At 46.1% G+C, this 17,664-nt stretch carries 14 protein-coding genes; 1 reads left to right on the top strand and 13 read right to left on the bottom strand.

The window, feature by feature from the left end; genetic code table 11:
- Positions 1–2 precede the first annotated feature (2 nt).
- From nuoM to hexA, 13 genes are all read right to left on the bottom strand, one after another.
- Entirely contained in the window at positions 3–1,535 is a 1,533-nt protein-coding gene (gene nuoM, locus KZ793_RS14585; RefSeq protein ID WP_225816000.1) for an NADH-quinone oxidoreductase subunit M, read from the bottom strand.
- A 20-nt stretch (positions 1,536–1,555) separates the two neighbouring features.
- Positions 1,556–3,403, bottom strand: coding sequence for an NADH-quinone oxidoreductase subunit L (gene nuoL, locus KZ793_RS14590; protein WP_225816001.1), 1,848 nt, complete (start codon positions 3,401–3,403; stop codon positions 1,556–1,558).
- Positions 3,400–3,702 carry an NADH-quinone oxidoreductase subunit NuoK gene (nuoK, locus tag KZ793_RS14595; RefSeq protein WP_011147297.1) on the bottom strand — a complete coding sequence of 101 codons (303 nt, stop codon included), beginning with the start codon at positions 3,700–3,702 and terminating at the stop codon, positions 3,400–3,402. The genes nuoL and nuoK overlap by 4 nt, the downstream gene beginning before the upstream one ends.
- Positions 3,699–4,244: an NADH-quinone oxidoreductase subunit J gene (gene nuoJ / locus KZ793_RS14600; RefSeq protein WP_225816002.1), complete on the bottom strand. Its 546-nt coding sequence runs from the start codon at positions 4,242–4,244 to the stop codon at positions 3,699–3,701. The genes nuoK and nuoJ overlap by 4 nt, the downstream gene beginning before the upstream one ends.
- A gap of 12 nt (positions 4,245–4,256) precedes the next feature.
- On the bottom strand, positions 4,257–4,799 hold the full coding sequence (gene nuoI / locus KZ793_RS14605; protein WP_225816003.1) for an NADH-quinone oxidoreductase subunit NuoI: 543 nt from the start codon (positions 4,797–4,799) through the stop codon (positions 4,257–4,259).
- A gap of 14 nt (positions 4,800–4,813) precedes the next feature.
- On the bottom strand, positions 4,814–5,791 hold the full coding sequence (gene nuoH, locus KZ793_RS14610; protein ID WP_225816004.1) for an NADH-quinone oxidoreductase subunit NuoH: 978 nt from the start codon (positions 5,789–5,791) through the stop codon (positions 4,814–4,816).
- Complete coding sequence (gene nuoG, locus KZ793_RS14615; RefSeq protein WP_225816005.1) at positions 5,788–8,514, bottom strand: NADH-quinone oxidoreductase subunit NuoG; 2,727 nt, start codon at positions 8,512–8,514, stop codon at positions 5,788–5,790. The genes nuoH and nuoG overlap by 4 nt, the downstream gene beginning before the upstream one ends.
- Positions 8,515–8,589: 75 nt before the next feature.
- Positions 8,590–9,954 carry an NADH-quinone oxidoreductase subunit NuoF gene (gene nuoF / locus KZ793_RS14620; RefSeq protein ID WP_225816006.1) on the bottom strand — a complete coding sequence of 455 codons (1,365 nt, stop codon included), beginning with the start codon at positions 9,952–9,954 and terminating at the stop codon, positions 8,590–8,592.
- Complete coding sequence (nuoE, locus tag KZ793_RS14625) at positions 9,951–10,499, bottom strand: NADH-quinone oxidoreductase subunit NuoE (protein WP_225816007.1); 549 nt, start codon at positions 10,497–10,499, stop codon at positions 9,951–9,953. Before nuoE ends, nuoF begins: the two co-directional genes overlap by 4 nt.
- 2 nt (positions 10,500–10,501) lie before the next feature.
- Entirely contained in the window at positions 10,502–12,301 is a 1,800-nt protein-coding gene (gene nuoC, locus KZ793_RS14630; protein WP_225816008.1) for an NADH-quinone oxidoreductase subunit C/D, read from the bottom strand.
- Between the two features lie 90 nt (positions 12,302–12,391).
- Entirely contained in the window at positions 12,392–13,066 is a 675-nt protein-coding gene (locus KZ793_RS14635) for a NuoB/complex I 20 kDa subunit family protein (protein ID WP_021325722.1), read from the bottom strand.
- Positions 13,067–13,083: 17 nt separating this feature from the next.
- Positions 13,084–13,533 (bottom strand): NADH-quinone oxidoreductase subunit A, encoded by a 450-nt coding sequence (locus tag KZ793_RS14640; RefSeq protein WP_011147306.1) that lies wholly within the window; start codon positions 13,531–13,533, stop codon positions 13,084–13,086.
- 704 nt (positions 13,534–14,237) lie between these two features.
- Positions 14,238–15,167, bottom strand: a complete 930-nt coding sequence (gene hexA, locus KZ793_RS14645) for a transcriptional regulator HexA (protein ID WP_118987418.1) — start codon at positions 15,165–15,167, stop codon at positions 14,238–14,240.
- Between the two features lie 809 nt (positions 15,168–15,976).
- Between hexA and KZ793_RS14650 the strand changes: the two genes are divergently transcribed.
- On the top strand, positions 15,977–17,191 hold the full coding sequence (locus tag KZ793_RS14650; RefSeq protein ID WP_118987419.1) for a pyridoxal phosphate-dependent aminotransferase: 1,215 nt from the start codon (positions 15,977–15,979) through the stop codon (positions 17,189–17,191).
- The last annotated feature ends 473 nt before the right edge of the window (positions 17,192–17,664 follow it).

Consider the following 17,664-nt stretch of genomic DNA (forward strand, 5'->3'; position numbering starts at 1 on the left):
AATTACGGCCTTGTAGTTGAAATTGAAGCTGAATACCAGGTCTGGATGTTATCCATCGCTGCCGCTGAAGTATCAAGGATAGGTTGTGGGTAGAAACCCATCACCACCAGTAATATCAACAGCACCATTACAATGGATACTTCTCGCATATCCATTCGTCTTAGTGGTTCATCTGATTTTGACTCACCATAGTAAGCACGCTGCATCATATACAGGGCATAGACAGACGCGAAGACCAGACCAAACACAGAAATCGTTATAATTAACGGAAATTCACTAAAACTACCAAACAGGATCATAAATTCACCGACGAAGTTACCGGTCCCCGGCATCCCCAGTGTCGCCACAGCAAAAGAGAGCGATAACGCAGGCAGGAACTGCACACGTTTCCACAAACCACCCATAAGATTCATATCACGGGTATGTAAGCGCTCATAAAGCTGCCCACAGAGAATAAACAGACCTGCGGCTGACAGACCATGAGCAATCATCTGAATAATTGCCCCTTGGTAAGCAAGCTGGCTGCCAGAATAGATCGCGATTAACACAAACCCCATATGAGAGATACTGGTATAAGCAATCAAGCGTTTGATATCTGTCTGGCTAAATGCCATCCATGCGCCATAGAAGATCCCAAGCACACCGAACCACATCGCAATCGGTGTGAACTCATGAGAAGCTTCCGGGAACAGTGGCAAAGCGAAACGCAACAGACCATAACCCGCCGTTTTCAGCAAAATACCTGCCAAGTCAACAGAACCCGCTGTTGGTGCCTGACTGTGCGCATCAGGTAACCACCCATGCAAGGGCACAACCGGCATTTTCACAGCAAACGCAATGAAGAAACCGAGCATCAGCAAGTATTGAACGGTATGTGACATTGGTGTATTCAGCAGTTTTTCATAGCTGAATGTCCACTCACCTGTCCCGTTATAGTGAACCAGTACCAGCGCCAGAATCGCAATCAGCATCACCAAGCCACTGGCCTGGGTGTAAATGAAAAACTTGGTCGCTGCGGTGATACGGGTTTTACCGCCTGAGCCTCGGTGCCCCCACAATGCAATCAGGAAGTACATCGGCACCAACATCATTTCCCAGAAGAAGAAGAATAGGAACATGTCGATAGCGAGGAACACCCCCATCACACCACCCAGGATCCACAGCAGGTTCAAGTGGAAGAAGCCCTGATACGGTTGATTTTCCGTCCATGAGCAGAGAATAGCCATCAGCCCCAGTAGCGCAGTCAACACCACCATCAGCAGCGATAAGCCATCCAAAGCCAGGTGAATACTGATACCAAAACGCGGGATCCACGGCATAAGAAATTCTAATTGCCATTGAGGGATCCCTTGCGGATTCGCCAAGGTGAAGCCCCCCTGCAACCACAGTTGCAGAGAGAGCACCAAAGTCAACCCCATCGAAATTAACGCGATCCAACGTGGTACACGGGTACCGAAGCGTTCAGCCTGCCAACTCAACAGACCACCGATGAAAGGCATAAGAATTAGCCAAGGTAATAGCCAAGGTAATAGCATGGCGCAATGTATCCCTTAAATTAAACCAGTAGCAGCAGAGCTAAAACCAGCACTGCACCCAACCCCATAGAGGCAACATACCAACGGACCTGTCCATTTTCACTCAGGCTAAGACCTTTGTTACTCCAGCGTGATAACACCGCAGGAATATTCATCAGTGAATTTAGCGGATCGTGTCGCAATAAATGTGTAATGTTCTTGAACGGCTTAACAAATATCCAGTCATAGAGAACATCAAAGCCCCAGGCATTAAACCACCACACGGAGAAGAAACGGCCCGGAGCACTTTGTGCCACACCATTCACTAACTGACGTTTACCCAAATACAGTGCCATTGCTAGCAAAATACCCGCTACCGCGATCACACCAGAAACCACTTCCAGGGTCATTTTTCCTGTGTGATCCGTTGAATGACTTCCCGGCAACACACCCGCCAATGGTGGCACAATTAGTGCGCCCACAAAGGTGGAAAGCACCAGCAATACCAGTAACGGCAGGTGATGGGTAATACCTTTAACAGGATGGGCTTTTGTTTTCGCCTCACCGTGGAATACGATGAAAATCATGCGGAAGGTATACAAGGAAGTCATAAATGCACCCGCCAGACCCGCCAGCATTAGGTTGATATGACCATGTGACATTGCTCCCCACAGAATTTCATCTTTACTGTAGAAACCGGCAGTGACGATTGGCAACGCTGATAACGCCGCGCCACCCACCAAAAAGCAGACATAAACCAATGGAATGGATTTACGCAATCCTCCCATTTTGAAAATATTCTGCTCGTGATGACAGGCCAGAATGACGGAACCCGATGCCAAGAACAACAGCGCCTTAAAGAAAGCGTGCGTCATCAGGTGGAAGATTGCCGCATCCCACGCCTGAACCCCCAATGCCAGGAACATGTAGCCAATCTGGCTCATGGTTGAGTAAGCCAATACACGCTTAATATCGGTTTGCACTAACGCAGCAAAACCAGCCAATACCAGCGTGACAGCACCGACAGTGCCAACCAGTTGCAGGATTTCTGGCGCCATCAAGAATAGACCGTGACTGCGGGCAACTAAGTAAACCCCAGCGGTTACCATCGTTGCAGCATGAATCAGCGCAGAAACCGGCGTTGGACCAGCCATCGCATCGGCCAACCAAGTTTGTAACGGCAATTGGGCTGATTTACCTACGGCTCCCCCCAACAACATCAGGGTTGCCCAAGTCATCACCGAAGAACCGGCTTCCAGATGCTGTGGAGCTAAAATCGCCAACTCGCGGAAGTTCAACGTTCCCAGATTGTCATACAGAATGAACATGCCGATAGCCAGGAAAACATCACCCACACGGGTAACAACAAAGGCTTTCATTGCCGCGGCACCATTCGCCGGATTGGTATAGTAAAAACCAATCAGCAAATAACTGCACAGCCCTACCCCTTCCCAACCGAGATACATCAGCATCATATTATCTGCCAAAACCAGTATCACCATGCTGGCAATAAACAGGTTGGTATAAGCGAAGAAGCGGGAATAACCCTCTTCACCACGCATATACCACGAGGCATACATATGGATCAGGAAACCGACACCGGTCACCACACTCAACATGGTAAGCGACAAACCATCAAGAACCAGAGTAAACGGGATACTGAAATTCCCAACTTCCATCCAGTTCCACAGGTTCTGACTGTAAACCAGATCACCCGTACCATTCTGACTGTTGAAATCGATAGCTACCCATAAGGTAACCAACGCAGCCAAACCAATAGAACTAATCCCAATGGTGGCTGATGTATTTTCAGACCAGCGGCCACGGGAAAATGCCAACAGCAAAAATCCCAGCAGTGGCAGCAGAATTGTTAAATAGAGTAAGTTCATCCGCGCATCTCACTGACTGTATCAATATTCAGATTCTGGCGACGACGATAGAGCTGCAATAACAGCGCCAAGCCAATACTCGCCTCTGCTGCCGCCAAGCTAATAGCCAAAATAAACATCACTTGACCATCCGGCTGGCCCCAATAGCTGCCTACCACAACAAAAGCCAGAGCTGCGGCATTAATCATCACTTCGAGCCCAATTAACATAAACAACAGATTACGGCGGATGATGAGCCCGGTCAGGCCCAACACAAATAGAATTGCCGCCAAAATCAGTCCATGTTGAAGAGGTATCATGGTTGTTCCTCCGCATTTCGGTTGCTGAGCACTTCACCTTGTTTATGCTCACGGCCTATGTGATACGCCACCACCATACCGGCAAGTAATAGCAAAGAAGCCAGTTCAACAGCCAATACATACGGACCAAATAAACTGATCCCCACTTCTTTAGCACTGATAACTTCACCCGTGATATTGTCAGCAATATCGCCATGAGAAACATTGATAATGCTATACACCAGTACAACAAGCAGCACGGCTGACAGTATCCCCGGACCAACCCAGGTCCTTGGTTTCAACCAGACACGCTCTTGTTCAACAACGGATTTGCCAAGGTTTAGCATCATCACCACGAAAACGAACAGCACCATAATGGCCCCAGCGTAAACGATGATCTCTAGCGCACCAGCAAAATAAGCACCAAGCGAAAAAAACACCGCTGAAAGTGCCAACAGAGAAACAATCAGATACAAAAGCGCGTGTATCGGATTGGTATGGGTAATCACCCTGATAGTTGCCAATATCGCAACCAGCCCGGCGGTATAAAACGTAAATTCCATGAATATCGCTCCTTACGGCAACAGGCTTTTAACGTCGATAGGTTTTGCTTCGTCGTCGGCTTCACCTTTTGATTTGCCGTCAATCGCCATACCTGTCTTACGGTAAAAGTTATAATCAGGATATTTACCTGGCCCTGAAATCGTCAGTTCCTCTTTTTCATACACCAGATCCTGGCGCTTAAACTCCCCCATTTCGAAATCCGGTGTTAACTGGATTGCGGTGGTCGGGCAAGCTTCTTCGCACAAGCCGCAGAAAATGCAGCGTGAGAAGTTAATGCGGAAAAACTCTGGATACCAGCGGCCATCTTTATGCTCGGCCTTTTGCAATGAAATACAACCAACCGGGCAAACTGCCGCACACAGGTTACAGGCAACACAACGCTCTTCACCGTCCGGATCGCGCGTCAACACAATACGGCCACGGTAACGGGGTGGCAGATAAACCGGTTCCTCTGGATACATTTGGGTTTCGCGCTTATGAAAGGCATGCAAGCCAATCATCCAAATACTGCGTACCTGGGTGGCAAAACCAACCACTAACTCTTTCAATGTCATGGTTCATTCCCCCCTTATTGAGCGTTGTACAAAATCACTGCCGCAGTCGCCAGCAGGTTAAGTAAGGTCAGCGGCAGACAGATTTTCCAGCCAAACACCATCACCTGGTCATAACGCGGACGTGGTAAAGAGGCACGTATCAGGATGAACATCACCATGAAGAATGCCGTTTTCAACGCAAACCAGACAAACGGCGGCAGGAACGGACCATGCCAACCACCAAAGAACATTGTCACAATCAGGGCAGAAACCGTGACAATACCGATATATTCACCAACGAAGAATAGACCGAATTTCATACCGGAATATTCAATATGATAGCCATCAGCCAGCTCCTGTTCTGCTTCCGGCTGGTCAAATGGATGACGGTGACACACCGCCACACCCGCGATAGCAAAAGTCAAGAAGCCAAAGAACTGAGGAATGACATTCCACATATGCTCTTGTGCATTGACGATATCCACCATATTGAAGGAATCTGCCTGCGCAACAACGCCCATAAAAGAGAGTCCAATAAACACTTCGTAACTTAGTGTCTGCGCAGAAGCACGCATCGCCCCCAGTAACGAGTATTTGTTGTTACTTGACCATCCAGCAAACAGCACCGCATAGACAGCCAAACCCGCCATCATCATGAAGAACAAAATACCGATGTCCAGATCAGCGGCCATCCAAGTCGGCGTGATCGGCACAATGGCGAATGCCAGCAGCAGAGAAACGAAACCAATCACTGGCGCTAAGGTAAAGATCATTCTGTCCGCAAAACGGGGGACCCAGTCCTCTTTGAAGAACATTTTGATCATGTCAGCGACGATCTGTAACGATCCGCCCCAACCTACGCGGTTTGGTCCATAACGGTTTTGAAACAGCCCTAGCAAACGACGTTCACCAAAGCTCATCAAGGCCCCACAAACAACCACCACTACTAAGATCACTACTGCCTTCAGAACAGCGATCAGCACATCAATAATTTCGGGGGTTAACCAACTCATTGTGCAACCTCCCGCAGATTATCCACGGAAACACCTGCCAATACCGGAGGAATACCCGGCATTCCCATTGGCAAACCAATCTGCCCTTGAGCAAGATTTTCACTCAGACGAACTGCCAGACGCAGTTGCTGACCAAAACAATCAAACTCCAAAACAGAACCCGTTTTCACCCCCAATTGATCCGCATCTTTGCTATTGAGCATCACATAAGGCTCCGGCATGCGTTCCTGAATCACATCGGAACGCTGAGTTAACTCTTCACTACCAAACAAGTGATGGTAAGGAGCCACTATCCATTGGTTATTTTGTGCAGTAAATGCTGTCGGAATTTGATCAAAATAGTTCAAACCACCGTCAGTTGTTTCAATCAGACGCACACCAGGATCGCCAAAGCGCAGATGACCACCGACCTCCGCCTGGAATTTGTTCCAAGCCTGTGGTGAGTTCCAGCCCGGTGCCCATGCAAATGGCACCTGCTGGCGATAGGCATTAGGGCTATTGTTACCTTCCATTGAGAAAGCAAATGGCGAATCAACATCCTGCGGCTGACGTTGCTCATGTACGCTGAGATTCGCCAACATAGCAGTACGACCGCTGTAACGGTGCGGTGAACGTGCCAGTTTCTGACCACGGATGCGGAATGTAGAATCAGGCGCTGCATCAACAATACCTTTGAGCTGTGGCATTGCTTCAACACAGGCATCAATTACATGGTCAAGTTGCGTCCAATCCAAATGGCGTTCAGAATAAGTTGTATGCAAGGAGTGCAACCAACGCCAGCTCTCCAGCATCACCACCGATTTGTCGTAGAAAGAGGGTTCGAAAACTTGGAAGTAACGCTGTGCCCGACCCTCCTGATTCACCAGCGTACCGTCACTTTCCGCAAAGCTCGAAGCTGGCAAAATCAAATGGGCTTTATCCATGATGGCAGTGCGCTGATGGTCAATCACAACCAGGTTTTTCAGATTGTTCAGTGCATCGTCCACCTTATCTGCTGCGGCATGCCGATAGAGATCATTTTCCATCACGATAACCGTATCAGATTTACCACTGCTTATCCGTTGCAGCGCAACATCCAGTGGCTGAGCTTCCATCATTCCCAATCCAATACTATTTGCATAGATTGCAACAAACGACAAACCGACATCTGAGCCTCGATCTTTCAGCGCCCAGGCAACATTGGCTGCCGCCTGAATAATCGCATCACTACCCACGTTACTGCCGCTGATAATCAGCGGTTTCTTCGCGCCAATCAGTGCCTGCGCAACCATTTCCACTTTGGCTTTCAGTTCATCAGGTAAATTTTCGACTGCCGGTGCCGTGTTATCCAATGCATGAGCGACTGCGAAACCAAAACGGGCCTGATCATCAACCGGCGCACGATAATTCCACGCGGCGATATCATCCAGACGAGTATCATCCACGTTGGTCACAAACAGAGGATATTTTGCACGCTGACCAATATTCATCACAGCGGCAATCTGCCAGTCAGCAACTTTCTGAGCAGCCGCCATTTCGCGGGCTTTGCCTTTCACAGCCTGACGAACAGACAGTGCCATCCGGGCACCAGTTTGCGTTAAATCTTCGCCTAAAATCAGTACCGCATCATAGCTTTCAATTTCACGCAGCGACGGTGTATAAACACCACCCTGTTGCAGAATTTCCAGCATCATATCAAGGCGTTGTTGTTCAGCCGCAGCAATCCCACTATAGAAGTTTTCCGCGCCCACCAGTTCACGCAGGGCAAAGTTACTTTCCAGACTGGCGCGGGGAGAACCGATACCAATGGCATTTTTGGCCTGACGCAAAATATCCGCCCCACCCTGCATGGCCTGTTCAGCGTTAAGCGATATCCAATGATCACCACGCAATTGCCGTGGCTGACGAGGGCGATCTTGACGGTTGACATAACCGTAACCGAAACGACCACGGTCACACATAAAGTAGTGGTTTACCGTCCCATTATAACGGTTCTCGATACGGCGTAATTCACCATAACGCTCCCCGGGGCTGGTGTTACAGCCAATACTGCACTGCTGGCAGATGCTTGGCGCAAACTGCATGTCCCATTTACGGTTATAACGTTCAGAATGGGTTTTGTCCGTGAATACCCCAGTCGGGCAGATTTCGACCAGATTACCGGAGAATTCACTTTCCAAAGTGCCGCTTTCAGTGCGACCGAAATAGATATTATCGTGAGCGCCATAGACACCAAAATCCGTGCCGTCAGCATAGTCGTTGTAGTAGCGCACACAACGATAACAGGCAATGCAGCGGTTCATTTCATGAGAAATAAATGGCCCCAATTCCTGATTGTTATGAGTACGTTTAGTAAAACGATATTTACGGAATGTATGACCCGTCATCACAGTCATATCCTGCAAGTGGCAGTTGCCCCCTTCTTCACACACCGGGCAATCATGCGGGTGGTTAGTCATTAACCACTCAACCACACTCTCACGGAACTGTTTAGCCTCTTCATCATCAATAGAGATAAAGGTGCCATCCATTGCCGGAGTCATACAGGACATAATCAGACGACCGCGCGTATCATCCGCATTTTGGTATTGCTTTACCGCACATTGGCGGCAAGCGCCAACGCTTCCCAGCGCTGGATGCCAGCAAAAATAAGGAATATCCAGCCCCAAAGAGAGGCAAGCTTGTAACAGGTTATCAGCCCCGTCTACATCATATTTTTTGCCGTCTACATGTATCGTAGCCATAGTCAGCATGCTTCCAAGTGACCTGCTTTTCAGCAAGTGTTAATCAAAAATTCTGCTAATTTCGTGAAGAACCCATTACCAACGCTGCTTTAGCAGGTTTGGTTGGATACCCGCAATCAGGTGGGAATTCCCATAGTTTTTGGTCACAACTCCAGCTTCGAATTCATCACGGAAATATTTGATGGCACTCTGTAAGGGTTCCACAGCCCCGGGTGCATGAGCACAGAATGTATTACCCGGCCCAAGGAAGCGACAGAGCTGTTCCAGCGTTTCGATATCCCCTGGCTGCCCTTCCCCACGTTCTAATGCCCGCAGAATTTTCACGCTCCACGGCAGTCCGTCACGGCATGGTGTACACCAGCCGCAGGATTCACGGGAAAAGAACTCTTCAAGGTTACGGGTCAGAGAAACCATGTTGATTTCGTGGTCAACAGCCATTGCCAATGCAGTGCCCAGACGGCTGCCCGCTTTAGCGATATTTTCGAAATCCATTGGCAGATCCAGATGGTCAGCGGTCAGGAAATCTGTTCCTGCGCCACCCGGTTGCCACGCTTTGAATTTCAGACCATCACGCATGCCACCAGCATAATCTTCAAGAATTTCACGGGCAGTCACACCGAATGGCAGTTCCCACAACCCCGGATTTTTCACCCGACCGGAGAATCCCATCAGTTTGGTACCGGCATCTTTACTCTTGCCAGCACTCAGGCCGATATACCACTCTTTACCGAATTCAAGAATTGAGGGAACGTTGCATAAGGTTTCAACGTTATTGACACAAGTGGGTTTGCCCCATGCACCGGAAGTGGCTGGAAATGGCGGTTTTGAACGAGGATTAGCTCGGCGACCTTCCAGTGAGTTAATCAGCGCGGTCTCTTCACCACAGATATAACGCCCTGCGCCGGTATGAACAAACAACTCGAAATCAAAGCCGCTGCCCATAATGTTTTTACCCAACAAACCCGCTGCCTTAGCTTCTTCGATGGCTTTACGTAGATGCACCGCCGCTTCCACATATTCACCACGCAGGAAGATATAGCCACGATAAGCTTTCAGGGCAAACGCACTGATCAACATCCCTTCCACTAGCAAGTGAGGAAGTTGTTCCATCAGCAAGCGATCTTTGTAAGTACCCGGCTCCATTTCATCTGCGTTACATAGCAGATAACGGATATTCATGCTTTCGTCTTTTGGCATCAGACTCCATTTCAGACCGGTGGAGAAACCGGCACCTCCACGGCCTTTCAACCCAGCGTCTTTTACCAGAGAAACCACTTCAACTGGAGTCATGCTTTTCAGCGCTTTTTCAGCACCGCGATAACCACTTTTGCTGCGGTACTCATCCAACCATACCGGCTGTTTGTCATCACGCAAGCGCCAGGTAAGAGGATGGGTTTCCTCAGTACGGATAATTTCTTTTATTCCTGAATGTGCTGTCATGGATACTGCTCCAGTAACTTCTCAATCTCTTCAGGTTTGACAGAACTGTGAGTATCGTCATCGATCATCATGGTCGGACCTTTATCACAGTTACCCAGACAACAGGTTGGCAGCAGCGTAAAACGCCCGTCTTGCGTCGTCTGGCCCGGACAAATCTTCAAATGCCTTTCAATAGCGGCCTGGACATCCTGATAACCGGTAATATGACAAACCACGCTGTCACAATAACGAATAATATGGCGGCCCACAGGTTGACGATAAATCTGGCTGTAAAATGTTGCCACACCTTCCACATCACTGGCGGGAATACCAAGCACATCAGCAATCGCGTAAATGGCGCCATCCGGCACCCAACCACGATGCTTCTGTACAATTTTTAATGCTTCGATAGAAACGGCACGCGGATCTTCGTAGTGGTGTTTTTCCTGCTCAATCTCATCGTGCTCTTCGGTGCTCAGTACAAAATCTGCTTTTGCCTGAGACTCTGTCACGTTAACCACATCAAGACGCGCCTGTTGAGCATTCGCGTTAATTTCACTTTGCATAGTTAGCGATCCACATCAGACATAACAAAATCAATACTGCCCAGATACACGATCAGGTCAGAAACCAAACTACCGCGGATCACCGAAGGAATTTGCTGCAAATGAGGAAAACTCGGTGTACGGACACGGGTACGATAACTCATGGTACTGCCGTCACTGGTCAGATAGTAACTGTTGATACCCTTGGTTGCCTCAATCATCTGGAAAGACTCATTTGCTGGCATTACCGGCCCCCATGACACTTGCAGAAAGTGGTTAATCATGGTTTCAATATGCTGCAAAGTGCGTTCTTTCGGTGGTGGCGTCGTCAGTGGGTGATCGGCTTTGAATGGGCCTTCCGGCATATTTTTCAGGCACTGTTTCAGGATCCGCATACTTTGGCGGACTTCTTCAACTTTCAGCATCACACGGTCATAACAGTCGCCGTTATTACCAATCGGCACGTCGAAATCGAAATTTTCATAGCCGGAGTATGGACGCCATTTACGCACATCAAACGCAATACCCGTTGCCCGCAAACCCGCTCCAGTAGTGCCCCATTCAAGGGCTTGTTTGGAATTATAAGCGGCAACCCCTATAGAACGGCCTTTCAAGATGCTGTTTTTCAGCGCTGCTTTCACGTAGGAATCAAGGCGTTTAGGCATCCAATCGAGGAAATCACGTAATAATCTATCCCAACCACGCGGCAGATCATGCGCCACACCGCCAATACGGAACCATGCCGGGTGCATACGGAAACCAGTAATCGCTTCCACCAGATCATAAATTTTCTGGCGGTCGGTAAAGGCGAAGAACACCGGTGTCATCCCACCGACATCCTGAATAAAGGTCGAGATATACAACAGGTGGCTATTAATCCGGAACAATTCCGACAACATGACACGAATGGTTTTCACCCGGTCGGGTACTTCAATTCCCGCCAGTTTCTCCACCGCCAGCACATAAGGCATTTCGTTAACACAGCCACCTAAGTATTCAATACGGTCTGTATAGGGAATATAACTGTGCCAAGACTGGCGCTCACCCATTTTTTCCGCACCGCGATGGTGATAGCCAACATCCGGTACACAATCGACAATCTCTTCGCCATCCAGTTGAAGAATGATACGGAATGCACCATGAGAAGAGGGATGGTTAGGACCAAGGTTGAGGAACATAAAGTCCTCGTTATCGGTACCCCGTTTCATTCCCCACTCTTCCGGCTTGAAAGTCAACGCTTCCATTTCCAGATCTTCTTTCTGCCGGGTTAGCTCGAAAGGATCAAATTCTGTCGCACGAGCCGGATAGTCCTTACGCAGCGGATGCCCTTCCCAAGTCGGTGGCAACATAATGCGGCGCAGGTTTGGATGTCCGTTAAAGACAATCCCGAACATCTCCCATGTTTCGCGCTCATACCAGTTGGCATTTGGGAACAGAGGAGTTGCCGTCGGGAGATGCAAATCTTTCTCACTAAGCGCAACCTTCAACATAATATCGCGGTTACGCTCAATAGAAAGTAAATGATAAAACACAGAAAAATCCGCGTCAGGCAGCCCCTGGCGGTGAGTACGCTGGCGTTCATCCATGCCATGCAAATCAAATAGCATGACATAAGGCTTAGGCAGTTTTTTCAGAAAAGTGATTACTTCCAGTAATTGTTCACGCTTCACCCAGACCACCGGTATACCGGTGCGGGTTGGCTGAACAGTAAAGGCATCCGGGCCAAAATGGTTACGCAGCTCACTCACAACCGGATCATCAAGATGGTCATGAGTTTTCCACGCAGGCCGGGCGCTTTCTTGCGCTATCTGATCTATCATCATTCTTCACCACAACGCTTTGATCAGTGTTTGTTTTGATCAGGTATTGTTATCGCAACACATTGCTCTGGTTACGCTGTACGGCTAAAAGCCCTAAACTTCGTCTGGTGTACGCAGATTTTTCACTGCGATACGTTCCCCGTGCTTACGTTCTCTTTCTGACTGCATATTGGCACGGTAAACCCCTTGATCGCCCACGACCCAAGACAATGGACGACGCTCTTTGCCGATCGACTCCTGCAACAACATCAGAGCCTGCATATAGGCTTCAGGGCGGGGAGGACAACCAGGGATATAAACATCAACGGGGATAAACTTATCCACCCCCTGAACCACAGAGTAGATATCGTACATACCACCAGAGTTGGCGCAGGCTCCCATTGAGATAACCCATTTGGGCTCAAGCATCTGGTCATAAAGGCGCTGAATAACCGGAGCCATTTTGGTAAAACAGGTTCCAGCGACCACCATAAAATCCGCCTGACGGGGTGACGCACGCAAAACTTCAGCACCAAAACGGGCGACGTCATGAACGGCAGTAAATGATGTCGCCATTTCCACATAACAGCAGGAAAGACCGAAGTTATAAGGCCACAGGGAGTTCTTACGTCCCCAGTTCACCAAATCATGCAGAGCGTGTTCCAGTTTGCCCATGTAAACACTACGGTGGACATGTTGCTCCAGTGGGTCTGCGACAATTTCCTGTTTTTGCAGGGGATAACGGTCATTCTCACCGTTCGGATCTATGCGGGTGAGCGTATAATCCATTTTTAAATGCCTCGCTATTACTGCGGATGACTATTGTTAATGTTAATCACAACACTTGGTTTACTTACCTGGCGGCTTGAGCGAGATGGCGTCCAATTCAGCGCCCCAATACGCACCAGATAAAACAAGCCTGCGAGTAACACCAAAATGAAAATGCTTGCTTCGATAAAGCCTAACCAGCCACTCTCTTTGATAGAGACTGACCATGCATATAAAAACAGGGCTTCAACATCGAAGATGACAAAGAACATAGCGACCAGATAGAACTTGGCCGACATACGGAGACGAGCACTACCGACAGAATCAATACCGGATTCATAAGGGACATGTTTTGCCCGGGCTTTCGCTCTTCCGCCCAAGAAAAATGCCCCCAACAGCATCAAAGCACACAGACCGAAAGCACCTAAAAGAAATACCGCGAATGCCCAATGATGGGCAAAGAGTTCAGTGGATGTTGACATACTCATTGCTTACTCATCAAAAGTGGTGTCAAAAATGTCTGCTCTTTTGTCTGGCAGTGTTGCACCACATCGATTCAAGGGAAGGGGTAACAACCAAATCTGAAACACTGCTAATCAATGATTGATGGAGTGAATCTTCTTGGTTTTTACTCCTCTCAACAATATTTTGTCTGTTATGACAAAATTAATCTAACATTTATTTACAAACAACAAACTTAGTCTTAACGGATCGTGCTACCACACTGCTAAAACGTGTCAGTCAACTGGCATGCGAACAGTGGCGGAAACTAGTTTAACCGATAACTCGCTTTTACTACATCATTATCTCAGGAAAAACCTGCCTTTCCACTGCTACATAGGGAGTATTTCTTTGATCAAGTACACAATTTGACAGAAAAAATTTTACTGCTGATGATAATTCATTCAAATCTGAAGAAATTATATTTTTATCCATTAGCGACGAGAAAAGTTCCCGTTCACTACAGAAATTCTTATTTCATCAATTCAGCAAATTATTACTTTGTTAACAATATAACAATTTGTTAACCAAATCAGGGGGGTGTTAAGAAAAATGCCACCGTATATTTAATGATTACGATAACAACAGAATAAGGTGAATTTAGTTGATGATTACTTATAAATATATTCGGGGAGCTAATACCTCCTTCCATCCATAATGGAGGTATTAGCAAAGAGAAGTGTTTCAGATATTACTCATCAATAATATCGTCATTATCAGGAAGTTCTTCAGAAACACCCGTTATCGTGTATGGCGTTTTCTTATTCTCTATTGCACTAAAAACCGTTAGAACAGATTCATTCTGTTCATTACTATGCCTATACAGAGAGAACTGGGTTTCAGGTAAACGAGGAAGCCCTTCACTCTCCCCTAAAATACGCAGATCAGCATTTTGCATCTCCAGAGGACGGGCAGTAATACCGACTTCTGCATTCACTGCCGTGCGAACTGCCGATAGAGAAGCCGCTTCATAAGCAATCCGCCACGATACTCCCACTTCATCCAGCGTATCCAACGCCAACTGACGGAATGGGTTAGTTTCATCCATCACAACCAGTGGCACAGGTTCATTTGATTGTAGCTGGAAATCAGGAGCACAATGCCATAATACCGGTGTTGAGCGCAGAACAGTCCTTGGATGATGACTGATTTTTGCGGTTGTGAGCGCCAAATCGATCTCATGGTTATCCAGCATACTTTCAATAAATTGAGTACGCTTTATACGGACGTCTATTGCCATCCGTGGATAAACAGAAGCGATGCGATTTAACAAAAATGGGAGCAGTGTATCCACTGTATCATCGGATGCACCGATTCTTAGTTCACCTTCTGCATCGCTATAAGTTAATGATGCGCTGGCATCATCGTTAGCGCGCAGAATTTGTCTTGCATAACCAAGAAGTTGAAGACCATGCTCTGTAAGAAGCTTATTACGGCCGTGACGGGCAAACAACTCTCTGCCCACCAACTGCTCCAAACGTTGCATTTGCTGACTTACAGCCGATTGCGTTCTGCATACTGCTGCTGCCGCTGCTGCAAAAGTATTTAAATCAGCAACAGCAACAAAAGTTCTTAGCAGATCGAGATCGAGATTCATTATCGGACGATTTGCATTTATCATTGTTTATTCATCACTTTTTTTTGATTTTAATTACTAACTAACCTGGTGTTTTTACGTAAGCACTATCAAATTAAATTAACATCGCTTAGACAGTACTCTACTCTATTAAATAGGGCAAAGATTTACTGCTGTTTTTTTACCTATTGAACCCATTGCGGGTTTTATTTTTCTCCTCTTCTTAGCAAAAGTTACTCGGATTCCTAAATAAATTGAGGACAATCCCTATTTACAACACCCTATATGTGATTTCTAGTTTGGTTATTTTGTTTTCTGACTCACGTCAAAGAATAACATAAGTTATATCAGAAAAACTAAATATAAAGTAAAAATCTACAATATCACTAATGTTTAATAATCCTATTCAGATAAATTTACAACTAGTTTCCAGAAATGATCAAAAATATTGTTCGATCTTTCTAAAATATATAGTTCTGAATTGCCAATTCAAGCCAAATCTTATACATAAGAATAAATTATACAAACACAACAATTTTTATTGGCAAATTGAGCTATGCTCACTTTCTCCCCACAATGGCACAACCAGACCGCTATCACGTTAAAAATTCGCCATTTTCACACTAAAAAACAACAACAATTCAGATTATAAATTTGATCTTATAGGTAAATTAAGAATTTAAATCTAACATAATTTACATAAAAAGATACTCAAATAACCGCTCCCCGACTAAAACAACCGTTTTAACTAAATATATCAATGCATCTTCAAAACATTCAGAGGGAGGAGTACATTAAATGCTACACGCTATATGCCAGGCGACTTTTTTTACCAAGATAAGGTAAGACTCTCTATGCTAACAGTTAAAAAATCCAGCAAATTGGATAATGTTTGTTATGACATCCGTGGCCCTGTACTCAAGGAAGCTAAACGCCTCGAAGAAGAAGGTAATAAAGTCCTCAAATTAAATATTGGCAATCCAGCTCCTTTTGGTTTTGAAGCACCAGATGAAATCTTGGTAGATGTTATCCGTAACTTACCAACCGCACAGGGTTATTCAGATTCTAAAGGTCTGTATTCTGCCCGCAAAGCTATCATGCAACATTATCAAGCCCGGAATATGATGGACGTGACTGTTGAAGATATTTATATCGGCAATGGTGTTTCTGAATTAATCGTTCAGGCAATGCAAGCATTACTGAATACGGGTGATGAAATGCTGGTTCCTGCGCCTGATTATCCTCTCTGGACTGCGGCGGTTTCACTTTCCAGTGGCAAAGCCGTACATTATATGTGTGATGAAGGAGCAGATTGGTTTCCTGACTTAAATGATATCCGTAACAAAATTACGCCTCGAACACGTGGAATAGTGATTATTAACCCTAATAATCCAACGGGTGCTGTATATAGTAAGGAACTGTTGTTGGAAGTTGTTGAAATAGCCCGGCAACACAATTTGATTATTTTTGCTGATGAGATTTACGACAAAATCTTATATGACGATGCAGAACATCATTCAATTGCCGCCCTCGCGCCTGATCTGTTAACGGTAACATTTAATGGATTATCCAAAACATATCGGGTTGCAGGTTTTCGTCAAGGCTGGATGGTATTAAACGGCCCGAAGAAACACGCCAAGAGCTATATTGAAGGTTTGGAGATGCTGGCATCAATGCGTTTATGTGCCAATGTGCCAATGCAACACGCTATTCAAACTGCTTTAGGCGGTTACCAAAGTATCAGTGAATTCATTTTACCTGGTGGCCGTTTGTATGAGCAGCGTAACCGAGCATGGGAATTAATTAATCAAATCCCCGGCGTTTCCTGCGTGAAACCTAAAGGCGCTTTATATATGTTTCCAAAAATTGATGCGAAACGTTTTAATGTTCACGATGACCAGAAGATGGTGCTTGACCTGTTATTACAAGAGAAGGTCTTGTTAGTACAGGGAACCGCATTTAACTGGCCGGAACCTGACCATCTCCGCATCGTAACCCTACCAAGGCTTGATGAACTGGAGATGGCAATTCAGAAATTCGCCCGATTTATTGGCAAATATCATCAGTAAAAATAAGAGCCGTTCATGGAAAAATATTACTGATAACGGATATTATTCATACCATCCGTTCTATTGGAATAGAAGAAAACCTCTTTCTTCTATTCCAATAAATCTAGCCTACCCGCTTGTTCTTCACTGGTGAAAACCTCACCTGTCAGATAGAAATCCTTGATAACCACTTCCATAACTTTCTTTATTGATACCCAATGATCACTCTCTGCAAAATAAGGTCAATAAATTTTCATTTTTTACCGGTAACACAGACTAATTTTTTTATTTTTATGGAAGATTTTTGCAGTGATTATATAAGGCATTAGCAAGATATAAAAGAATTAAACATTGCATTTATTAAACTTAATAAAAGAGAACACCTGAATAAATAACAAACCATTGTAAATTATATGAAATTTTTGTATATAAATTGTATGCAAAATGGAGTAAAAACATAAATTTCTTTTAAAAAATATATCTATTACGATTAT

Source organism: Photorhabdus antumapuensis (assembly GCF_020387775.1).
Classification (GTDB): domain Bacteria; phylum Pseudomonadota; class Gammaproteobacteria; order Enterobacterales; family Enterobacteriaceae; genus Photorhabdus; species Photorhabdus antumapuensis.

Coding starts and splice junctions, on each gene's coding strand:
- nuoM (WP_225816000.1), bottom strand. CDS start 1,535: ATGCTATTACCTTGGCTATTACCTTGGCTAATTCTTATGCCTTTCATC.
- nuoL (WP_225816001.1), bottom strand. CDS start 3,403: ATGAACTTACTCTATTTAACAATTCTGCTGCCACTGCTGGGATTTTTG.
- nuoK (WP_011147297.1), bottom strand. CDS start 3,702: ATGATACCTCTTCAACATGGACTGATTTTGGCGGCAATTCTATTTGTG.
- nuoJ (WP_225816002.1), bottom strand. CDS start 4,244: ATGGAATTTACGTTTTATACCGCCGGGCTGGTTGCGATATTGGCAACT.
- nuoI (WP_225816003.1), bottom strand. CDS start 4,799: ATGACATTGAAAGAGTTAGTGGTTGGTTTTGCCACCCAGGTACGCAGT.
- nuoH (WP_225816004.1), bottom strand. CDS start 5,791: ATGAGTTGGTTAACCCCCGAAATTATTGATGTGCTGATCGCTGTTCTG.
- nuoG (WP_225816005.1), bottom strand. CDS start 8,514: ATGGCTACGATACATGTAGACGGCAAAAAATATGATGTAGACGGGGCT.
- nuoF (WP_225816006.1), bottom strand. CDS start 9,954: ATGACAGCACATTCAGGAATAAAAGAAATTATCCGTACTGAGGAAACC.
- nuoE (WP_225816007.1), bottom strand. CDS start 10,499: ATGCAAAGTGAAATTAACGCGAATGCTCAACAGGCGCGTCTTGATGTG.
- nuoC (WP_225816008.1), bottom strand. CDS start 12,301: ATGATGATAGATCAGATAGCGCAAGAAAGCGCCCGGCCTGCGTGGAAA.
- KZ793_RS14635 (WP_021325722.1), bottom strand. CDS start 13,066: ATGGATTATACGCTCACCCGCATAGATCCGAACGGTGAGAATGACCGT.
- KZ793_RS14640 (WP_011147306.1), bottom strand. CDS start 13,533: ATGAGTATGTCAACATCCACTGAACTCTTTGCCCATCATTGGGCATTC.
- hexA (WP_118987418.1), bottom strand. CDS start 15,167: ATGATAAATGCAAATCGTCCGATAATGAATCTCGATCTCGATCTGCTA.
- KZ793_RS14650 (WP_118987419.1), top strand. CDS start 15,977: ATGCTAACAGTTAAAAAATCCAGCAAATTGGATAATGTTTGTTATGAC.